Here is a 21,377-nt window from a genome sequence, read left to right as displayed (position 1 = left end):
GCTGCAGCTGATATTCCGCATTCGAGTTTCAGGACCCGTGAGCATGAAAGCCATTCTTGATGACGCGTGACGCCACGCCGCCTGCCGGCAACGGCGAAAGCCCCGTACAACAGGTCACGCCGCTCAAAAGCCTCGGCTGGCAGAATGTCTTCGCCCAGCAGATCAGTGTCGATGACATGCACGCGACGCCGCCGGTCCGAGTCACCGAGGTGCATCGCAGTGGATTGCGCGTGCTCGGCGAAGGCATCGACATGATGGTCCCGCCCCGTGCGGATGCCACCGTTGGCGACTGGCTGCTGCTCGATTACAATCTGCCAAGCGCAAGCCAGCTGCTGGAACGCAAGAGCCTGATCAAGCGCCGCGCCGCCGGTCACGACCGCTCGGTCCAGCTGATCGCCGCCAACATCGACACCGCCTTCATCGTCACCTCCTGCAATCTCGATTTCAACGTCGCCCGGCTTGAGCGCTACATCGCACTCGCCTTCGACGCAGGCGTGACACCCGTGATCCTCTTGACCAAATCCGATCTCTGCGATGACCCGGCGCCTTACATCACGGATGCCGAGGCAATTTCCGCCGATGTTGCGGTGCTGACGCTCAACGCCAAGAGCGACGAGCCGGCATCGAAACTGGCACCCTGGTGCAAACCCGGCCAGACCATCGCCTTCCTCGGCTCCTCCGGCGTTGGCAAGTCAACGCTAACCAATGCGCTGTCGGTCAGCGAGGTCGCCGCCACGCAGGCAATCCGCGAGGACGACGCCAAGGGCCGCCACACCACCTCGCACCGCCAGCTTCACATCCTGCCCAATGGCTGCGCAGTGCTCGATACGCCGGGCGTACGCGAGCTGCAGCTGACCGATGCGGAAGAAGGCGTCGCGGAGGTCTTTTCCGACCTCGACGATCTGTCCACCCAATGCCGCTTCAACGACTGCAGGCACACGAGCGAACCCGGCTGCGCCATCCTCGCTGCACTTGAACGTGGCGACATCGACGAGGCGCGCCTGAGCCGCTGGCGAAAGCTGGTGGCCGAAGACCAGCACAACACCGCAAGCCTTGCCCAGCGCCGCTCGAAGGACAAGGCCTTCGGCAAGATGGTCAAGCAGGCCAAGAAGCTGAAATCGAAGTAAGGCCATCGATGCAAAAGCCCCGCCGGCTTGCACCGGCGGGGCTTGATAAGTCAGTCAGCGGACTCAGTTCAGATTTCGCTCTGATTGGTGATGATCTTGCCCACCAGGCCGTACTCCTTGGCGTCCTCTGCCGACAGCCAGTAATCGCGGTCGGTGTCGGCGGCGATCTTTTCGATCTTCTGGCCGGTGGCCTTGGCGAAGATCTTGTTCAGACGCTCGTTCATCTTGATGATTTCGCGCGCCTGGATCTCGATGTCCGAGACCATGCCGCGAGTGCCGCCGGACGGTTGATGCAGCAGGAAGCGGGTATTGGGCAGGCAAAGCCGCTGCTCCTTGGGCACCGAGACATAGATCAGCGCACCGGCAGAAGCCACCCAGCCGGTTCCGATGATCCAGACCTTGGGCTTGATGAAGCCGATCATGTCATGGATCGAATCACCCGATTCGACATGGCCGCCCGGTGAATTGACGAAGATGCGGATATCGTCATCGCTGGCCGCGGCAAGCGCTGCAAGCTGGGCGCAGACCTTGTACGCCAGTTCCTGCGTGATGCCACCGTAAATGAAGATCGAGCGCGATTTGAACAGGTTTGCTTCCGCTTCCTTGCCCAGCGGCAGTTCGGTCGTCTTGTCGTCTTCGTCGCTCATAAGCAGTCTCCGTGTGTTTGCATGTCTCGCAGATAGTACGATCCGGGCCACGAAACAATGGCAGAGCCGCGAATGGATCATCAACATGCAAACGGCGCCGCGAAAAATCGCGACGCCGTCCGGTTCTGGTTTGGAAGACGCCGATCCCACATCAGCGCCGGTCAAGGCTCAGGCGCGGCCCTGTCAGCCCTGCGCAACGGCCTTGTTGCCGCCCTGCTCGGGGCGCGGACGACGGTCACCGCTGCGACGGCGGCGGCGCGACTTGGCTGCCGGCTGGTCGCCGTTCTGGTTGGCTGCTGCGGCAGGTTGATGCCGGTTGGCGCCCGGCTTGCCGGCCTGCTGACCATTGGCAGGCTTTCCGCCCTGACCCTGGGCCTGCCGCCCACCCGGCTTGCGGCCCTGGCCCTGCGGCTTGGCGGCTCCCTGTGGCCGTGCACCCTGGCGCGGACGCTGGGTGCGGTTGAGCGGGGCAAAATCCCCATCCGGATCGGCCAATGCGTCGACATAGGTGCCTTCCGGCGCCTTTTCGACCGGGATCTCGGTCTTCAGCATCTTTTCGATATCGCGCAGCAGCGAACGTTCGTCCGGTGCACAGAAGGTCACAGCAGTGCCTTCGGCGCCGGCACGCGCGGTGCGGCCGATGCGGTGGACGTAGACTTCCGGAACATTTGGCAGTTCGTAATTGACCACCAGGCTGACGCCCGGCACGTCGATGCCGCGGGCGGCAATGTCGGTGGCGATCAGCACCGGCACGGTGCCGGCGCGGAAGCCTGCAAGCGCACGCTCGCGCTGGCCCTGCGACTTGTTGCCGTGAATGGCTGCAGCCGAGATGCCGTCGGCTTCAAGCCGCTTGGCGGCCTTGTCGGCGCCGCGCTTGGTGCGCGTGAACACGATCACCCGTTCGCCCTTGCGATCGCGGATCAGCGATGCGAGCGCGCCCATCTTCTGGGGCGTCTGGATGTGCATGACGGTATGCTCGACCCGGTCGGCGGTCTTCTTCGCCGGGATCACCGACACTTCCTTCGGGTTCTTCAGGTGGCGCGAGGACAGTTCGCGGATTTCCTTGGGCATGGTTGCCGAAAACAGAAGCGTCTGCCGGGTGTTCGGCGTCATCGCCAGGATGCGCTTGATCGCCGGCATGAAGCCGATGTCGAGCATCTGGTCGGCCTCGTCGAGGACAACGACTTCGATCTCGTTGAGCGACACCGCGCGCTGCTCGATGAGATCCATCAGCCGGCCAGGGGTGGCGATCAGAATGTCGACACCGGAAGCCAGCGCCTTGATCTGCGGACGGATCGACACGCCGCCGACCACGACAGTCGAGGTCAGGTGCAGCCTGCGGCCGTAATCCTTGACGCTGCGGGCGATCTGGGCGGAGAGTTCGCGGGTCGGCGCCAGGATCAGCGCACGGGCCTTCTTCGGCGCGGCCTTCTTGCCGGGCGCCAACCGGTGCAGGATCGGCAGCGAAAACGCCGCGGTCTTGCCGGTGCCGGTCTGCGCCAGGCCGATGACGTCGCCGCCCTCGAGCACAAGCGGAATGGCCTGCATCTGGATCGGTGTCGGCTTGGTCAGGTGAAGACCTTCAAGCGTATCGAGAAGGGCCTTGGAGAGGCCGAGTTCGGAAAACAACATGATATAACTTTCGAATTTTGGGCAATACGTCGGGGAGCGCCTGTGCGCTGCCATTCGCGGACCATGCCCGATAACAAATACCCGCCGTCTGCGATCAAACCGCAATCGGTGGAGTTCGGGTTGGGCGCATCGCCGCTGGCCGACGCGAAAATTTCAAGATGGATGTTAGGGGAAGTCAGAACACGCTCATCTCTAGGGAGGCGTGCAGCGGCCGAATGGGCCCCTATCCAGTTGGGTCTCTTAGGCCTGACAAATGCGGCCATGTCAAGGCGTGGCGCGGGATTTTCGCTGCGACGCAGCAAACAGGCTTAACGATTTGAACGATCCTCGCCTTCCACAGCGATGTTCGCCGCCACGCTGCGAATCGATCTTCCGGGCGTCAGCGCGATCGCCGATATGACGATGCCGCAGGCGATCCACTGGGTCAGCCCGACAGGTTCCGCAAAGGCGAACCAGCCCACCAGGAACATGGTTGGAAGCTCGAAGCTGCCGGCAATGGCGGTCCGCGCAGTTCCGATCACCGGCGCGCAGACTGTATAGAGCAGCTGCGGCACCAGCGCCGAACCGAACGCGATACCCGCCACCAGCCACCAACCTGACACGCTGCCGGGCATGAGTCCTGCCACCGGGGTAGCGGCCATCAGCGGCAGCAGCCCCAGCACCGAGCCGAGGCTGACACAGGCAATGCGCGCCAGCGGATCCAGTGCGGTGAGCTTGTGCACCAGCACGTTGATGCCGAAGCCAAAACCCAGCGGCGCGGCAAGGGACAGGATCAGCGCCGGTGCCTGTTCGGGCGACACCGCTTCTGGAGACGTGGCAAGGGCTGCGGCCGCCACGATCATCAGCGATGCCGCGACAGCCCGCCGGCCGGGCATGTCGCCGAACACCAGCCAGGCGATCAGCAGCGTGAAAACCGGATAGGTCATGTAGAGAATGCCGGCCGTCGACACCGGCACGATTTCCACCGCCCGAACATAGCCGACCCAACCGACGCCCATGCCAAGTCCGGCAAACAGGCCCCACGCGAGTGCTTTCCATCTCGCCCTGGCCCGCCAGACAAACGGCACAAGCACGGTTGCAGCGAAAGCGTAACGGAAGAAGGCGATTGCATGCGGCGCCATGCCTTCGGCCGTCAGCGTCCGGGCGAAATAGGGAACCAGCCCGAAACCCACCGACGCCGCGATCACGCCCAGCGTTGCAAGTCCCGGTCCGAGCAGATGCGGATGGTCGGTGTTTTCGACGCTCATGCAGGTTGAGTAGCAGCCTGTTCCTGCCTGGGCAATCGCCTGCTCAGCGAGGCTCCGGTGCTGGTCGTCATCATCGAGCCGGTTGCCGACCTCGCTGTGCTGGCAATTGCCAAGAACGTTTCAGGCATCGCGGGCAACCCGATGTTCAACGGCCGGCTGCACACCCCTGCCACCGCCTGATACTGGCTTTCACGATCTCTGAAACTGGGCCGCGCGGGACACCCTCGCGCGGCTTATTCTTGCTGGCAATGGTTCAATTCGCTTGGAGAATCAGCCCTGCCCGCCCTACCCTGCCCGCCCTACCCTGACCGCATCTTCGACATCGGGAAGTCTGACATGAACATCGAGATGATCCGCGCCGCGCGCGACCGGCTGGACGGTCATGTCCGCCGCACGCCGCTGCTCAATTCCCCGTTTCTCGACGAGATCGCCGGACGTCGGGTCTGGGTCAAGCCCGAATGCCTGCAGCACACCGGAAGCTTCAAGTTCCGCGGCGGCTGGTCTGCGGTCTCGGCCCCGTCGCCTGAAGACCGGGCCCGTGGCGTCATTGCCTTTTCCAGCGGCAATCATGGTCAGGGCGTGGCTTTTGCAGCCGCCCGCCATGGCGTCCCGGCGGTCATCGTCATGCCGTCGGATGCGCCGAAGATGAAGATCGACAACACGGGCGCACTGGGCGCCGAAGTGGTTCTCTACGACCGGGCCACGGAAAACCGCGACGAGATCACCGCACGTCTGGCTGCCGAGCACGGCCTGACACTGATCAAGCCCTTCGACGAGCCGCTGGTCATTGCCGGCCAGGGCACCTGTGGGCTGGAAATCGCCGAACAGGCCGCCGAACAAGGCATCGCCAAGGCCGATGTCCTGGTCTGCTGCGGCGGTGGCGGCCTTGCGTCCGGCATCGCGCTGGCGCTTGAAGCCGATGCCCCGGGGCTGCGCGTGCGACCGGCCGAACCCGAAGGGTTCGACGACATGGCCCGCAGCCTGCGCTCGGGAACCATTGAGCGCAACGCGCGGCTGTCCGGCTCGATCTGCGACGCGATCCTGACGCCGCAGCCCGGTGAGCTGACGTTTCCTATCCTCAGGCGTCTCGCCGGCCCGGGCATCGTCGTCACCGAGGACGAAGCGCAGCACGCCATGGCGCTGGCTTTTTCAAGGTTGAAGATCGTGGCTGAACCGGGGGGAGCAGTCGCCCTGGCCGCTGCGCTTTTTCACGGCGGCGAGATCGAGGGTGAGGACGTGATCGTCACGGTCTCAGGCGGCAATGTCGATGCAGAGGTGTTTCGCCTGGCGCTTGAGCGCTTCACCGGCTAACCGGACGCCGGCCCTCTTGCCCATGCCCCGCGGACGGCCCACCTCTGCCGAGATCGCTCAGCCCAGCACGACACCCTCGTCCTTGGCCTTGTGACCCGGCTCTACATGGATGATCACCCGGATGCCTTCGACCTCGGTGCGAAGCGCCGTTTCCAGCCGGTCGCAGATCCGGTGCGATTCCTCCACGCTCATCGCGCCATCGACGACCAGGTGAAACTCGACAAAGGAGGCGCGGCCCGCCATCCGGGTGCGGATGTCGTGCGCCTCGATCGCGCCATGGGCCTCAGCCTTGATGATCTCCTGGATGCGCTGCTCATCGACCGGATCGATCGCCCGGTCCATCAGCCCGTCGACGGAGGACGCAATCACCTTCCAGCCCTGCCAGAGCACGTTGATGGCAACGATCAGCGCCAGCAGCGGATCAAGCCGCGGCTGATCGAAGGCCAGCGCCAGACCCAGGCCGAAGATGACGCCAACCGATGTGACTACGTCCGACAGGATGTGGTGGCCATCTGCCTGCAGTGCCGGCGACCGGTAACGGCGGCCAAAGCGCAGCAGCACCGCTGCCCAGATCCCGTTGATGACGGCAGCGCTTGCATTGACGGCCAGGCCAAGCACCGGCGCCTCGATCCGGCGAGGTTCCAGAAGCCCGCCGATTGCTTCATGGACAATCAGCAGCGCCGCCACGACAATCAGCACACCTTCGAGAACGGCGGAGAAGTACTCCGCCTTGTGGTGGCCGTAAGGGTGCGAGATATCGGCAGGTTTCTGCGCGTAACCGATGGCGATGAAGGCCGCCGTCGCGGCAATCACATTGACGATCGATTCAAGCGCATCGGAGTAAAGCGCGATTGAACCGGTCAGGTACCAGGCGACGAATTTGAGCCCCATCACCCCGAACGCAAGCGGAATGGACCAGAACGCCAGCTGGCGGATGGTTCGTGAGGAGTGGGGCATGACGGCTAGTCCTGCAGGGACGCGATATAGGCGATGATGGCATCCATCTGTTCGGGTGTTGCGATGAACTCCGGCATGTCCGGGTGACCCGAATAGATCCGGCCGTCGGAGAAAGCTTCCTCCAGCGCGTCCATCGGAAACATGTCCGACAGTTTGCGGAAGGGCGGCGGCCCCTCATGCGGGCTGGCATCGGCTTCACCCACCGCATGGCACTTGCCGCAATTGACCTCGACCAGTTGCCGGCCCTGATCGATCCCGTCGCCGGACTGGGCCCGCGCCGGTTCGCCCGGCAGCAGCAAGAGCATCGAGGCCCCAAGCACCGCTGCCGCCACCAGCCTGTTCACGCCGCGTGCATCGATCATGCTGCCTCCACCTTTTTCCGCCGCGCCAGATGCGCGACCACGTTCTCGATCATCCGCATTCCGGCATCCTGGCCCAGCGTCATGATCGATTCAGGGTGAAACTGCACCGCCGCGATTGGCAGGCTTTCATGCTCGAACGCCATGATCACCCCGTCATCGGTCTCTGCTGTAACACGGAATTCCTTCGGCAATGTCGCGTAATCGGCGAAAATCGAATGATAGCGCCCGACCGTCACTTCCTTCGCCAGACCGGAGAATATCACCCCGTTCGACGATACCCTGATGCGCGACGGTTTGCCATGCACAGGCACTGCCAGTTCGCGCAGGCTGCCGCCGAAACTCTCGGCAAGCGCCTGCAGGCCAAGACAGACGCCAAAGACCGGCAACTCGCGCGTCCGGATCTTCTTGATCGTGGCAGCGCAATCAAAATCCTTCGGATTTCCCGGTCCCGGCGACAGCACCACCAGATCCGGCGCCACCCGGTCAAACACCTCGTCGGACACCGGCGAGCGCACTGTGGTCACCTTGGCCCCTGTCTGGCGGAAGTAGTTTGCCAGGGTGTGGACGAAGGAATCCTCATGGTCGACCAGCAGGATCGAGGTGCCCTCACCCACCTTTGCCGTTTCGCGGGTTCCCGAACCGGCATTGCCGAGCCGTGCATCCCGGATCGCCGAGAGCATCGCCGATGCCTTCAGTTCGGTCTCGGCTTCCTCTTCCTCGGGATTGGAATCAAACAGCAGCGTGGCCCCGGCGCGCACCTCGGCAATGCCGTCCTTGATGCGGATGGTCCTGAGCGTCAGGCCGGTGTTCATGTCGCCGTTGAAACTGACCATGCCAACCGCGCCGCCATACCAGGCACGCGGGCTCTTCTCGTTGTTTTCCAGAAACCGCATCGCCCAGAGTTTCGGCGCACCGGTCACCGTCACCGCCCAGGCGTGGCTCAGGAAGCCGTCGAACGCATCCATGCCATCGCGCAACCGACCCTCAATATGGTCGACCGTGTGAATCAGCCGCGAATACATTTCGATCTGGCGGCGACCGATGACCTTCACCGATCCCGGCTCGCAGACCCGGCTCTTGTCGTTGCGATCGACATCCGAACACATGGTCAGCTCCGACTCGTCCTTCTTCGAATTGAGCAGCTTGAGGATCTGCTCGGAATCCGCGATCGCATCCTCGCCGCGCTTGATGGTGCCGGAGATCGGACAGGTCTCGATCCGCCGTCCATTGACCCGCACGAACATCTCCGGCGATGCGCCGACCAGGTATTCCTGGTTGCCCAGGTTGATGAAGAAGGAATAGGGCGACGGATTGATCGCCTTGAGCCGCCGGCTGATTTCCGATGGCCGCGCCTCGCAGCGCTCGAAAAAGGTCTGCCCCGGCACAACCTCGAACAGGTCGCCGCGCCGGAAACTCTCCTTGGCGCGCTTGACCAGCTCGGCATATTCGCCCGGCGTATGATCGCCGCGCGGTGGCATCCGGTCGGCGGGCTTGAAGGCTTCGGGCGCGATCTCTGCATCACGGCCTTCCGTGGTCATGCCGTCGAAGCTGAAATCATAGCGGTCGATCCAGGCCTTGGCGGCGTGGTGGTCGACGATCAGGATCTCGTCGGGCAGGAACAAGAGCAGGTCGCGCTGATCCTCGGGCCGTGTCAGCTTCGGCGCCACCGGGTCGAACTGGAACGCCAGATCATAGCCGAAGGCTCCGTAAAAGCCGATATTGCCGTCTTCGGCCGAATGGAACAGATCGACAATCACCCGTAGCACTGAAAACACAGTCGGTGCGCGCGAGCGTTCTTCCTCGGAGAAGACCCGGTCAGGCCTCGCGATCTCGATCTCGATCTTACGCGCGTCCTTGCCGGTGATTGCAAATTCCGCGTGCCCCTCGAGCCGCCCGGCCAGAATGGAAATCAGCGCCTCGCCACGGCCGTTATAGGCCTCGATTGTCAGCTTGCGCTCCCGCGACGAGATCCCGAGCGGCGGATCGACGATCGCCGTATCCCACCGGGTGTAACGTCCCGGATATTCGTAGTTTGACGAGAACACCGCGCCGCGGCGGCTGTCGAGCGCATCGATATAGCCCGATATGGCATCCGCGTAAGGGGTTTCACGCCGCCGCCGCGTGACCAAAACCCCGCCGCGCGTCTGGTAGTGCGCAGCCTTGTCCGAAAGTTCCGTCGTGCCCATGTTCAAGCTCCGTTTGAACCGGCCGGAACTCTCTTGGCCAGCGGGTCAAACAAAAAGCCGCCGGACCTTGAGGTCCCGGGCGGCTTGTTGATCTCTAACGCGCATGCGTGGTCAAGGCCGCCTAGAAGCGAACCCACCACCAATTCTTCTGTGCCACGTGCATCGTCATGAGGAAGTTCTTACCGCAGGCTTTATGCCGCTTCAAGTGGAGATACACAGCTCATGCATCTTCGACGTTGATGCGCCGCCAGATGCCCTCCGAAAAGGAATAGAGCGAAAACAGCAGGAAGCCCGTTCCGGTTGCCCCAAGCAGCCATGCACCAAGGGGAAGGCCGGCAATGAAATCAAGCGCGTCCGCCAGGCTGGCCCGTCCTTCCTGCCCGGCAAGACCATGGCGGAACAGCAGGAAGGCGATAACGAGGAAGATGATACCGCGGGCGCAAAGACCGCCGATCGCGGCAATGTCGATCCACCTCTTTGCCTCCGCCGAAGCCTCAATGTGGTCGCGGTACTTGCGGCTGACCGCCTTCCAGATATGCGCCCCGCCGACAACGACGAATATCGAGCTCAGGATCAGGGATACAGGTCCGGCCCCGATGAAGCCGGCAACCGTGCGCGCAAACCCGCCGCCGGATCCGTCTTGAGACGAAAACATCCCTCCCCACCACAGGGACAGGGCGTAGAGCATGAGCAGGCCATAGGTCGCAGCCGATCCCAGCAGACCGGCACGCACAGCCAGGCCGGAAGGCTTTACGCCGTGATCATCGGTATCGAAGACAGCCTGCACGATGCGCCACAGGCAATAGCCGGCAAGACTGACAATGAGCAGCGGCGCGAGGATGGCACTTGCCGTGGACTGTGTGAGGAACCTCACCGCATCCTTCGAATCGCCGCCGCTGCCGGTTGTCATGGCAGCGCTGACGATGAAGAAGGCGAGCACCAGGTAAACCAGACCTCGGGCGCCGTAGCCAAGACGTGCGAACGGCTTGAACCAGTCATGCCAGCTCATCGTGCATCCTCCGTTTGGCGCAGCGGCAGTGCCCTTGCCCTGCGTCTTTGCAAGACATGCACGATGAGCCAGGAAAAACTCGCCCAGGCAACACCGAGCGCCCAGCCGGCGGCCACGTCGCTCGGCCAGTGCACGCCGAGATAGACCCGGCTGACGCCAACCATCACGGCAACCAGCACGGCTACAAAAAGCACATAGACCCGGGCCCGCGCGCGCTCGAGATAACCGATGACGATGGCGGCCAGTGTCAGATAGGCGACCGTCGTCACCAGCGCATGCCCGCTGGGGAAACTGGCGGTGTGAACCGCATCGAGATGATCCACAAGATCGGGCCGCGGACGACCGTAATACTGCTTGAGCGTCTGGCTCAACAGCGCACCGGATCCCACCGCCAGAACGGCATAAAGCGCCGCACCATGGCGCTTGGTGACGATGAAGAAGCCGGAAACCGCAGCCAGGGTCAGGATTATCAGCGGGTAGCCGCCGATCGAGGTGATCTCGAGCGCCGTCTCCTGCAACCAGGCTGGCCCCAGCGGTCGCGACGGGTCGGTCGCCTCCCGCATCATCAGGAACAGCATTTCATCCAGCTGCCGGATTTCGCCTTCAGCCATCTCGTCGGCAATTTCGATGAAGGCGTAGACGCCAAGCGTAACAACACCAAGCAGCATCACCGGCATGCGGTTGGCGTTGCCATTCTTGAGCCCGCGGACAAGCCATTCCCGCGCTGTTTGAACAATCGATTTTTCAGTCACTCACGCCCACCCCGGGATCTTTCTGTCGGAATCAACAACCTGCAAGCCGATGTTTCGTTCCACGAATTGCAGCATTCGCGCCCAAAACCTTACCGACACGTAACTTTCTCGCCACCGCGTGGAAAGGTTGGGGAGTTCATCTTCACCAGGTCCAGACCGGGACGCCAGATCTAAAAGGAGACCAGCATGGACCGTCCGTTATCCTATCTCGTCATCGCCGGTGTCACCATCATTGGTATTGTCGCAAGCGCCGTCGCGGCCGGGGCCGCATCCGGATCCGTTTCAATCACGAAAAGCCGTGGCAAGATCTGTATGACCTCGAACGGGTTGCCGGATCACGCCACCGGCAGATTTCCCAACCCGGGCAACCCGCACCGGATGACGGCGCAATTCATCGAGGTCTGCGTTCCCGAGAACCCTGTCAAAACCTCCCGCGCCACCCAGCTCCGCGGCTCGACCGGCTTTGCACTCAACGGTGTCATCATCCGCCCCGGGACCGCCGATTATTACGATCCATCCTCGCGGCGCGGTTTCAGCCGAAATCCGGCCTCGGGCTGGAAACTCGACGGCAAGGGCGCGGGCGCCATGCTCGGCCTCGACCAGAACAATGCCCATGTCGATCACCGTGGGCTCTACCACTACCATGCCATGCCAACGGGCCTGCTCAAGGGCAACACCTCGACCCTGGTCGGCTTCGCAGCCGACGGGTTTGAAATCCACTATGTCGGCTCGAAAGCGAAATCCGGGTTCACGCTCAAACCCGGAAACCGCAGCGGTGGACCCGGAGGCCGTCACGACGGCACCTATCTGCAGGACTGGCAGTTCACCGGCGGAACCGGGACGCTCGACCAATGCAACGGCGGAAGGCTCGACGGCAGGTTCGTCTACTTCGTCACCGACAGCTACCCATACTTCCCCCATTGCGCCTGGGGCGAGATCAGTCGCGATTTCGCCAGGCCCTGAGGGCCGGCCGCGGCTGTCATGATGCCTTATTGTCGTCGGGCTACAACTTCTTCGCTATTCCGGATGGCAGCTTCAGCCGATTGATCACCATCAAGGCTCTCACTGAAGCAACCGTCTAAGGAAAAACAGTCTCAATCACCTTCAGGCTCACCAAGGAGAAATCCATGAACACGCAGGACGGCAAGGGAAAGAGAACATTCACCGAAGAAATCGAGGTGCTGGGCGACCAGCTTGTGCAACAGGTCAAGGATTTGCTCAACGAAGGCAATGTCCGGCAATTGCGGATCAGGGCGTCCGATGGCGATATCGTGCTGGAAACGCCGCTGACCTTCGGCGTCGTCGCCGGTGGCGCGGTGGCACTCGCCGCCCCGTGGCTGGCAATCCTGGGCGCCATCGCCGCCTTCGTGACACACGTCCAGATCGAGGTGGTCCGCGAAGTCGAAGAAGCCGATGCAGAAACGGCCGACACGGCGGATGAAGCGGCAGATCCACCGGCCGACAAGTCCGGCGGCGCCTGAGGCGGCAACCCTGTCGTCCCGGTGAAATCCTATGCCGTTGCCCCCCCGGGGCAAGGCATCCCATCAGAAAACCGTCGCCTCCCACCGGCCAGGAAAGACCGTCGTGACCGAACAAGCCAGCCTTTCACAGCAACCCGGTCCTGCAAGCGGACCAACAGCCGGAACTTCCGCCATCAAGGACTGTCGCTGCCTGCTGGCTGAATGCATCGAAAGGATCGAAACTGACAGCACTGCGATCTTCAAGGATTGGGAAAGTGAAATCGCGCGTCCGGTTTTCCGGCCGGGCGCGGAAAACCTCGCCTTCTACCTGGCCGCCCGCCAGTACGATCTGACGGGTCTTCAATCAAACCTTTCCGTGCTCGGCCTGTCATCGCTCGGACGCTCGGAATCCCATCTGCGCAAGTCCCTCGCCGCCGTCAGCGCAACGCTTGACGGGCTGTCCGGACTGCCCGCGACATGGCCCGAACCGTCAGTTCTCGACGCAGGACTGGTGCAGATCACCAATGATCAGGCCCGTTTCTTTGGCGACTATCCCGGTGAGCGCAACACCCGCATCATGGTGACGGTCCCGCCGCAGGGCGCCACCGATCCTGCCTTTGTCGATCAACTCGTCGAGGCGGGCGCCAGCTGCTTTCGCATCAACTGCGCCCATGACGGACCCGAAGTATGGGCGGCGATGATCGCCAACATTCGCGCCGCTGCAGCCAAGGCCCGAAGAACCTGCCCCGTGCTCATGGACATCGCCGGGCCGAAATGCAGGATCGAAAGCATTACGCCGCCAAAGGCAAAGCGCCTGTCTCGCGGCGACCGGTTCAGGTTGCTGGCCAGGCCGCCAGCGACGCCCGGCCGGCTGCCCGCGATCACCATCACCTTTCCGGAGATTGCCGCCAGGCTGCAGCCCGGACTGCAGGTCTGGATCGATGACGGCAAGATCGGCGCGCGCGTTGTCGAACTGCTTGAAGACGGCGCCGTGCTGGAAGTCACGGTGGTGGCCGACAAGGGCAAGAAGCTTAAGCTCGAGAAGGGGATCAACTTCCCTGCCATCGATCTCGAGATCGAGCATCTGACCGCAACAGACCTTGCCAACCTTCCGTTTGTTGCGGCCAATGCCGATATCGTCGGCTGTTCCTTCGTCCAGCGCCCGGAAGACGTTCGCGGCATTATGGCGGCGCTCAGGCAGCATCGCGGAGACCGCCCGCCACAACCGCTGCTTCTCAAGATCGAGACCGGACTCGCAGTCCGCAATCTGCCCCGGCTGATTGTCCAGGCCGGGTCACATCATCCCGTCGCGGTGATGATCGCCCGCGGCGACCTGGCCATGGAAGTCGGCACCGAGCGCCTGTCTGAAGCCCAGGAGGAAATCCTCTGGCTCTGCGAAGCAGCGCACATTCCCGTGGTATGGGCGACGCAAGTGCTTGAAACGCTGTTGAAGACTGGTGCGCCTTCACGCGCCGAAGTCACCGACGCCGCCATGGGCCAGCGGGCCGAGTGCATCATGCTCAACAAGGGCCCCTATATTGCCGAGACGATCCGCTTTCTCGCCGGCATCCTGCGGCGCATGGACCGCCACCAGTTCAAGAAGACTGCGCGGCTTTCGGCGCTCACATCCTGGCGCGGTCCGCAACCGCTGTGAGCCGGCTGCTTTTACCGGGCCCAGCTCCCGTTCCCTCGTTTTCCCTCACCTGAACCAGGGGCACGGCGGATCACTTTGAAGCCTGCTGATCCCCACATGCATCTTTCTCGCCCTTCGTGCGTTGTAGCCATGTGACAGGCTTCGAGCATTTGCGACGACACGCCGTCACGGTCGCAACGGGAACACTGACGATGGACAGATTTCAGGTCATCCTAGCAATTGCCGCCGCCACATTTGCAGCGGCAGTGACATTCGCCAAGGCAAACGCCGCGCCCATGGATCCGGTGGCGATCAACGCCGCGACGTTTGCCGGTGAACAATTGCCCGAAGGCCAGAGCCCGCTGGCGGCAAAGTTGCAGATCCTGCTTGATCGGGCCGGGGCTTCGCCTGGGGTGATCGACGGCTATGCCGGTGACAATGTCGAGAAGGCGATCCGTGGCTTCCAACAGGTCAACCGGCTTCCTGACGACGGCCTTATCGATGAGATGACGTGGAACACCCTGCAGGCCATGGGCAACGACGTGATCGTCAGCTACATCATAACCGGCGCCGACGTCTCCGGCATTTCAGAACCCTTGCCGGACGACTATGCGAGGCTCGCCAGACTCGAGCATCTCGGCTATACCAGCGTCCAGGAAAAGCTTGCCGAACGTTTCCATATGGACATGGAATTCTTAGCCGAGCTCAACCCCAACGCGGCATTCAGCGCCGGCGAAACCATTTTCGTCGCAGACCCCGGCAGCGACCAGAAGGCTGATATCGCCAGCCTTGTCGCCGACAAGAGCCAAGCGCGGCTCTTAGCCTACGATGCCTCGCAAACCCTGGTCGCGATCTATCCGGTCACGATCGGCAGTGCGAGCACGCCATCGCCCAGCGGGATCCACACGGTCAACGCCATCGCCATTGACCCGACCTACAGCTACAATCCGGAAAACTTCGTTCAGGGCGACAACACCGAGCCGCTGACACTTCCGCCAGGGCCGAACGGACCGGTTGGCAAAGTCTGGATCGATCTGTCAGAACCGACCTACGGCATTCATGGTACTCCGGAACCCTCGAAGATCGACAAGACCATCAGTCACGGCTGCGTCCGCATGACCAACTGGGATGCCAACGAGCTTGCGCATCTGGTCAGCAAAGGTGTGACCGTCGAGTTCCGGGACTGAGAACATGCGCCGAGTGTTTTTGCTGCCCCTGATCGTGACGCTGTCCATGGGCGTAAAACTGCCGGAGACCGGCCCAGTTCCGGTTGAGAGCCCGCGCGGTGAGACCGCGAAGGGGAAAGCCGTCGCGGTTCCCGCAGTCCCGGCTCCTGCAGTCCCGGTCCCCGAAGCAAAGCCCGATGCTGACACGTCAACGGCCAAACCAGCCCCCGGCGCTTCCGAAGAAGATTCCGACCAGTCCGGTCAAGCCGGATCCGCCGGGCAAGAAGCCGAAGAATCGGAAAACGCTGACAAGCTTCCCGTCATCAGTGCGCCGCCGGTCGATGAGGCCGCACTCGCCAGCTGCGAGGCCGAGTTGCGTAAGCTTGGTGCCGTCTTTGACAGACAGGATTCTGTCCGCGGCGAAAACGGCTGCGGCATTGAGGCCCCCTACAGCATCGAACAGATCGTCCCCGGCGTTTCCCTCTCACCCGCCTCGCAACTGCGGTGCCCGACCGCCCTCGCCCTGGCGCGCTGGATGGAGGGTGTTGTCGTTCCTGCGACCGAAGCCCTGCCGGCCGCTGTCACGCTTGCGCGGGTCAATCACGGCTCGACCTATGTCTGCCGGCGCCGCAACAACTCCGCCACCGGCAAGATGTCGGAACACGCCATCGGCAATGCCATCGACATCATGAGCTTCGAGTTCAAGGGCCGGGACCCGATCCCTGTGTCGCCGCGCGCCGGCGACGGCACGGTGGAAGAAGCTTTCCAGCGCGCCGTGCGCGGCGGCGCCTGCCTGCATTTCACCACCGTGCTCGGCCCCGGCACCAATGCCAGCCACGCCGACCACCTGCATCTCGACATCATTAAGCGAAACCGCGGCTACAGGCTGTGTGAGTGACGGCAGGCCAATGGGAGGGATTGCCCGCCAAATCTCCGTTTAACGCGGGCTTTCGATCCCGCCAATATGATTGAGAGGACGTTCCCAACATTGAAAATCATACACGTAATGGTAGCATTTTAGAAACGGTTGCGACATAGGCTGCGCCGACATCAAACTGCGCAATAGGAGACCGCCGTGAAGTGGGTCGCGATAATTTTATCAATCACCATACCGGCGTCGATTGTAGGGTTTTTGAATCCCAATATTATTATCATCCTAATGTTCACCGGCATAGGAATACCGATAGCGCTTCTAATTATTTCAGCCCCCACAATATCTATATATACTATATATACTATAATTTCTATTTGGATTTCCGTATTAATTTATTCCGAACGTACCAAGAAGATAACAATATCAATAATTTCTACAATGATTATATTGTTTTCGTTGCCAACAGCAATGAACCTAATAACCAAATCTTCTGCAACCACGGAATATATTTCGGGCGACTTCAACGACATCGCGCAGCCAATGAGTGCATCCACAATTGCGGTTCGCCAGGACGTCGGAATTTACCCGGTGAAGGAAATCAAATGCGACGGGTTTTGTCTGCATGCGCTGTTGACCGGCGTCGCAGATAGAATTTTGATGTTGCCCACCAAACATCCGTTTGCTGAAATCGATCCGGAATTGGAATTGCTCAGTTACCGTTTCGAAAAACGGGACAGCTGTCCCATCGTCAATATCAATCCAAATTCCTCCCAATTTTCATTGCCAAGAAAACCGGGAGACAATCGAAAACAGCAAAATGCTGCAGAAGAGGCCAGGCTTCGGATCAGCGAAGGTCAATGCCTTATCGAGGAGAAAGCCAGGCTGTCGGATGCCGACATCATTCTGTCGAGAGGACAATTTTACAGCGCAGATACCCGGAAAATCTACTCGTACTCGCTGACCGCAGATACATTTTCAGTTCATCGAATTACCGCACACATTCCTAACGTAAAAGGTGAGTTTGAACTGGTGTTCAGAAGCACGACGGGCCAATACATGCCTCTGTTCGCACCCTTGATCCCGACATTTGTGAGCTCAGGACAGCTTCACGTTAAACCAGGGTGGCTGAGAACCAAAGAAAGCCTGAAAGCTTCCCGTCAGGGAGCGCAGACTTCCGACTGGGTTTATTTTCTAACCGCCACTCTAGGCTTGGACCTGGAGCTGAAAACTGACGATCTAAATAAAAGATATCGCCAACTTATCAATGTGATTCTCGATAATATAAATCCGCCCAGCGCGGCAGACGTAAGCACAATCGAGTCCTATTTTCGTCAGCTTAACACCTGGAAGAAGCCCGGAATGGGTAAAGCCGACCATGATCTGATCTCCCGTATCATGGATAGGCCTGATTTCCCACCTCCGCCAAAATTGTATGCCGTTACCCGCAGGTTGATCGATGGCGGTGATCGTCAGCAGATGAACAATTGGGTTACGAAAATGATTGATCGCTATGAGTCTGGGCAGACATGGTCCGGTGACCTTCCAGTCAACTGGACCATGGGGATTGAGCGGATTCACGGTGGTCTGAAAGAAACTCCAGCCAACCATACGAAAGCATATTCTGACCAGCTTGCGAAACTGGCGTCCGAATTGGACATGCAAAAATAGACACTCGACATAGGCAGCGATTGCAAGCTGACCGGGCGGACACGCCGCCCGGAAACTCGTCTAGAACAGCCCCTCGATCTGGCCTTTGTCATTGAGACAGATCTTTTCTGACGATGGCGTTCTTGGCAGGCCGGGCATGGTCATGATCTCGCCGGTGATAACGACGATGAAACCAGCGCCCGCCGACAGCCGTACCTCGCGGACGGGGACGGTGTGACCCGAGGGCGCGCCACGCAGATTGGGGTCGGTCGAGAACGAATACTGTGTTTTCGCCATGCAGATCGGCAGCTTGCCATAGCCCTGCGTTTCCCATTGCCTGAGCTGCTCGCGCACGGATTTCTCGGCAATCACCTCGCCTGCATGATAGATCGACTTGGCGATGGTTTCGATCTTGTCGAACAGCGGCATCTCGTCGGGATAAAGCGGCGCGAACTGCGCCTGCCCGGATTCGGCAAGTTCGACCACCTTGTGCGCCAGATCCTCGATGCCGGCCGAGCCCTGCGCCCAGTGCTTGCACAGGATCGCCTCGGCGCCGAGCGTCGCAACATAGTCCTTGACCGCCTGCACCTCGGCTTCGGTGTCGGTGACAAAATGGTTGATCGCCACCACCACCGGAACGCCGAATTTTTTCACGTTCTGCACGTGGCGGCCCAGATTGGCGCAGCCCTTCTCCACCGCTGCGACATTCTCCGGCCCGAGATCGTCCTTCTTGATGCCGCCGTTCATCTTCATCGCCCGCACGGTGGCGACGATCACCGCCGCATCGGGCTTGAGGCCGGCCTTGCGGCACTTGATGTCGAAGAATTTCTCCGCGCCGAGATCGGCGCCGAAACCGGCTTCGGTAACGACATAATCGGCAAGCTTGAGCGCCGTTGTGGTCGCCACCACCGAGTTGCAGCCATGGGCGATATTGGCAAACGGCCCGCCATGCACGAAGGCGGGATTGTTTTCCATCGTTTGCACCAGATTGGGCTGCATCGCGTCTTTCAGCAGCACCGTCATCGCACCATCGGCCTTGATGTCGCGGCAATAGATCGGCGTCTTGTCGCGGCGGTAGGCCACCACGATCGACCCCAGCCGCTGCTGCAGATCCTCGAGATCCCTGGCCAGGCACAGGATCGCCATCACTTCCGACGCCACCGTGATGTCGAACCCGGTCTGGCGCGGAAACCCGTTGGCCACGCCGCCAAGATTGACCACGATGTCTCTGAGCGCCCGGTCGTTCATGTCCATCACCCGGCGCCAGACGATGCGGCGCGCATCGATTTCAAGCTCGTTGCCCCAGTAGATGTGGTTGTCGATCATCGCCGAAAGCAGATTGTGGGCGCTGGTGATGGCGTGGAAATCACCGGTGAAATGCAGGTTCATCTCTTCCATCGGCACCACTTGCGCCATGCCGCCACCCGCGGCCCCGCCCTTCATGCCGAAATTCGGCCCCAGCGAGGCTTCACGGATGCAGATCATGGCCTTCTTGCCGATGCGGTTGAGCCCGTCGCCAAGTCCCACCGTGGTGGTGGTCTTGCCCTCGCCCGCGGGCGTCGGATTGATCGCGGTGACGAGGATCAGCTTTCCATCCGCCCTGTCTTTCTGCCGCGCGATGAAGTCGGCGGAGATCTTCGCCTTGTCATGGCCGTAGGGAACGAGATCCTCAAGCGGAATGCCAAGCTTCTCGCCGATCTGCTGGATCGGCTTCTTGTTCGCCGCGCGGGCGATCTCGATATCGGTTTTGTACTCAGCCATGGTGTCGTTGTCCTCTTCCCGACCCGGCCACATCTCCCGTGCGGCCTTGGCCATGAATAGAAACCGAAAGCAGGCTTCATGCTTGCATGAAACGGGACGCGCAATGCGCCAATTGCGACACTGGTGGCCCCCACCGCCGGATCCGCGGCATCAAGGCCGCGAAAACCACCTAATGCGACTCCGCCCCCTGTCTTCAAGCAGCGCGTTTACCTCTCAAGCATTAATCCCGCAAACACAATGCAGGTTAAAGAACGTCGGACACAGATCGTGTATCACTCCCACCATTCGCACATTTGCCCCGAGGCTTGCATGAGAGTCCACCCGGCAGCGTGATGCTGTTTCGACAGCGAAATCAGCACCACCCGGATACCGGCTGTAAGACATTGCCATTTGCGTCATTCCCCACGTGAGCAGAAGCGGCACGCTTTCTGACCGAACTCGAGAATTTGAAAAAGGTATAAGTTATGAAGGCTCCCCTGCACCCCCGCCAGGCCGAACGATTGCAGGCGCTGCATGCCTACGAAATGCTCGACAGCAATCCCGAAAAGGATTTCGATGACATCGTGCAACTGGCGTCCTCCATCTGTGGAACGCCGATCTCCCTGATGAGCCTGGTGGATTCCGAACGGCAGTGGTTCAAGGCGTCAGTCGGTCTCGATATCAGCGAAACACCGATCGAGAACGCCCTGTGTGCCCACGCCATCCTCGAAGATGAATTTATCGAGATCGAGGACACGCTGGGTGATGAGCGGATGAACGACAATCCGCTGTGCACCTCGGATCCGGATCTCAGATTCTATGCCGCGGCCCTGCTCAAGACACCTGACGGTCTGCCGATTGGCACCTTGTGCGTGCTTGACCGCAAGCCACGCAGCCTGACGCCGCTCCAGCGCGACACGATCAAGGTGCTGGCACGTCAGGTGATGGCTCAGCTGGAAATGCGAAAGGCGCTCGCAACCGCCGCCACCATGCGTCAGGAGGTCGACCACCGGGTGAAGAACTCGCTGCAGTCGCTTTCCGCCTTCGTCCGGATACAGGAGCGTCGGCTGCAAACGGAGGAAGCCCGGGTGGCTGTCTCCAAGATCATGACCCGTATCGATGCGGTCTCGACGCTGCACGAGTATCTCTACAAGACCGATGCCGGATCGAATGTAGATCTGGGCGTCTATCTCGAGAAGATCGTCGACTATTTGAGAGAAACCGCTCCGGCCAATGTCGAGATGGAATTCACGCCCGTTTCAATCACCGTCGGCTCGCAGCAGGCGGTCTCCGTCGGCACCCTGGTCAACGAATTTGTCGCCAACTCCTTCAAGCATGCATTTCCCGACCAGCGGAGAGGCGCTGTCAGCATCGTATTGGCAAAAACCGCATCGGGCGCGGTTTCTGTCACCTGTTCCGACAATGGCACCGGCATGACGCCGGATATCCCCAGCCAGTCCGGCGGCCTGGGCATGAAGATCGCCGAAATCGCCTGCATGGAGTTGAGGTGCGAGCTTGACCTGAAGATCTCCAATCAGGGCGTCACCGCCTCGATCGAGTTCACGCCCGAACCACGCCCCCAATACCGGAGCTAACTTCCCACCGCGCGGGGTTTCCCGACGCGGCC

At 61.2% G+C, this 21,377-nt stretch carries 19 protein-coding genes; 10 read left to right on the top strand and 9 right to left on the bottom strand.

Features of this window, described 5'->3' with window-relative positions; translation table 11 throughout:
• The first annotated feature begins 59 nt into the window (after positions 1-59).
• Positions 60-1,127 (top strand): ribosome small subunit-dependent GTPase A, encoded by a 1,068-nt coding sequence (rsgA, locus tag GTW23_RS02505; protein WP_252914498.1) that lies wholly within the window; start codon positions 60-62, stop codon positions 1,125-1,127.
• Between the two features lie 68 nt (positions 1,128-1,195).
• Here rsgA and GTW23_RS02500 read toward each other — a convergent pair whose 3' ends face one another.
• From GTW23_RS02500 to GTW23_RS02490, 3 genes are all read right to left on the bottom strand, one after another.
• Positions 1,196-1,780, bottom strand: coding sequence for an ATP-dependent Clp protease proteolytic subunit (locus GTW23_RS02500; RefSeq protein WP_382265820.1), 585 nt, complete (start codon positions 1,778-1,780; stop codon positions 1,196-1,198).
• Between the two features lie 177 nt (positions 1,781-1,957).
• The gene (locus GTW23_RS02495) at positions 1,958-3,406 is read right to left on the bottom strand and encodes a DEAD/DEAH box helicase (RefSeq protein ID WP_244615111.1); all 1,449 of its coding nucleotides are present in this window, start codon (positions 3,404-3,406) and stop codon (positions 1,958-1,960) included.
• Between the two features lie 308 nt (positions 3,407-3,714).
• Positions 3,715-4,653 carry a DMT family transporter gene (locus GTW23_RS02490; protein ID WP_252914496.1) on the bottom strand — a complete coding sequence of 313 codons (939 nt, stop codon included), beginning with the start codon at positions 4,651-4,653 and terminating at the stop codon, positions 3,715-3,717.
• A gap of 57 nt (positions 4,654-4,710) precedes the next feature.
• Between GTW23_RS02490 and GTW23_RS23360 the strand changes: the two genes are divergently transcribed.
• Both GTW23_RS23360 and GTW23_RS02485 read left to right on the top strand, forming a co-directional pair.
• The gene (locus GTW23_RS23360; RefSeq protein ID WP_290128855.1) at positions 4,711-4,833 is read left to right on the top strand and encodes a hypothetical protein; all 123 of its coding nucleotides are present in this window, start codon (positions 4,711-4,713) and stop codon (positions 4,831-4,833) included.
• A 156-nt stretch (positions 4,834-4,989) separates the two neighbouring features.
• A complete protein-coding gene (locus GTW23_RS02485; RefSeq protein ID WP_252914495.1) occupies positions 4,990-5,964 on the top strand; it encodes a threonine ammonia-lyase in 975 nt (324 codons plus the stop codon).
• Between the two features lie 57 nt (positions 5,965-6,021).
• Here GTW23_RS02485 and GTW23_RS02480 read toward each other — a convergent pair whose 3' ends face one another.
• The 5 genes from GTW23_RS02480 to GTW23_RS02460 all read right to left on the bottom strand — a co-directional run bounded on the left by GTW23_RS02480 (position 6,022) and on the right by GTW23_RS02460 (position 11,230).
• The gene (locus tag GTW23_RS02480; RefSeq protein WP_152007679.1) at positions 6,022-6,921 is read right to left on the bottom strand and encodes a cation diffusion facilitator family transporter; all 900 of its coding nucleotides are present in this window, start codon (positions 6,919-6,921) and stop codon (positions 6,022-6,024) included.
• 5 nt (positions 6,922-6,926) lie between these two features.
• Positions 6,927-7,283 (bottom strand): c-type cytochrome, encoded by a 357-nt coding sequence (locus tag GTW23_RS02475; protein WP_252914494.1) that lies wholly within the window; start codon positions 7,281-7,283, stop codon positions 6,927-6,929.
• Entirely contained in the window at positions 7,280-9,469 is a 2,190-nt protein-coding gene (locus GTW23_RS02470) for an anthranilate synthase (RefSeq protein ID WP_252914493.1), read from the bottom strand. Before GTW23_RS02470 ends, GTW23_RS02475 begins: the two co-directional genes overlap by 4 nt.
• A gap of 220 nt (positions 9,470-9,689) precedes the next feature.
• Positions 9,690-10,478 (bottom strand): DUF1206 domain-containing protein, encoded by a 789-nt coding sequence (locus GTW23_RS02465; RefSeq protein WP_152007677.1) that lies wholly within the window; start codon positions 10,476-10,478, stop codon positions 9,690-9,692.
• On the bottom strand, positions 10,475-11,230 hold the full coding sequence (locus tag GTW23_RS02460) for a phosphatase PAP2 family protein (RefSeq protein WP_252914492.1): 756 nt from the start codon (positions 11,228-11,230) through the stop codon (positions 10,475-10,477). Before GTW23_RS02460 ends, GTW23_RS02465 begins: the two co-directional genes overlap by 4 nt.
• 186 nt (positions 11,231-11,416) lie before the next feature.
• Between GTW23_RS02460 and GTW23_RS02455 the strand changes: the two genes are divergently transcribed.
• From GTW23_RS02455 to GTW23_RS02430, 6 genes are all read left to right on the top strand, one after another.
• On the top strand, positions 11,417-12,193 hold the full coding sequence (locus tag GTW23_RS02455; RefSeq protein ID WP_252914491.1) for a YHYH protein: 777 nt from the start codon (positions 11,417-11,419) through the stop codon (positions 12,191-12,193).
• A 164-nt stretch (positions 12,194-12,357) separates the two neighbouring features.
• The gene (locus GTW23_RS02450) at positions 12,358-12,711 is read left to right on the top strand and encodes a DUF4342 domain-containing protein (RefSeq protein WP_252914490.1); all 354 of its coding nucleotides are present in this window, start codon (positions 12,358-12,360) and stop codon (positions 12,709-12,711) included.
• A gap of 103 nt (positions 12,712-12,814) precedes the next feature.
• Positions 12,815-14,344 (top strand): pyruvate kinase, encoded by a 1,530-nt coding sequence (locus GTW23_RS02445; protein WP_252914489.1) that lies wholly within the window; start codon positions 12,815-12,817, stop codon positions 14,342-14,344.
• Between the two features lie 191 nt (positions 14,345-14,535).
• Positions 14,536-15,510 (top strand): L,D-transpeptidase family protein, encoded by a 975-nt coding sequence (locus tag GTW23_RS02440; RefSeq protein WP_252914488.1) that lies wholly within the window; start codon positions 14,536-14,538, stop codon positions 15,508-15,510.
• A gap of 4 nt (positions 15,511-15,514) precedes the next feature.
• The gene (locus GTW23_RS02435; RefSeq protein ID WP_252914487.1) at positions 15,515-16,387 is read left to right on the top strand and encodes an extensin-like domain-containing protein; all 873 of its coding nucleotides are present in this window, start codon (positions 15,515-15,517) and stop codon (positions 16,385-16,387) included.
• A 414-nt stretch (positions 16,388-16,801) separates the two neighbouring features.
• Positions 16,802-18,031: a hypothetical protein gene (locus GTW23_RS02430; RefSeq protein ID WP_252914486.1), complete on the top strand. Its 1,230-nt coding sequence runs from the start codon at positions 16,802-16,804 to the stop codon at positions 18,029-18,031.
• 60 nt (positions 18,032-18,091) lie between these two features.
• Here GTW23_RS02430 and GTW23_RS02425 read toward each other — a convergent pair whose 3' ends face one another.
• Positions 18,092-19,771, bottom strand: a complete 1,680-nt coding sequence (locus GTW23_RS02425) for a formate--tetrahydrofolate ligase (RefSeq protein ID WP_252914485.1) — start codon at positions 19,769-19,771, stop codon at positions 18,092-18,094.
• Between the two features lie 464 nt (positions 19,772-20,235).
• Between GTW23_RS02425 and GTW23_RS02420 the strand changes: the two genes are divergently transcribed.
• Entirely contained in the window at positions 20,236-21,345 is a 1,110-nt protein-coding gene (locus tag GTW23_RS02420; RefSeq protein ID WP_252914484.1) for a histidine kinase dimerization/phosphoacceptor domain -containing protein, read from the top strand.
• Positions 21,346-21,377 lie beyond the last annotated feature (32 nt).

Source organism: Parahoeflea alexandrii (assembly GCF_024105735.1).
GTDB classification, from domain to species: Bacteria; Pseudomonadota; Alphaproteobacteria; order Rhizobiales; family Rhizobiaceae; genus Hoeflea; species Hoeflea alexandrii.
Note: the sequence above shows the minus strand (reverse complement) of the source record. Positions and strands in the feature narration are given on the sequence as shown.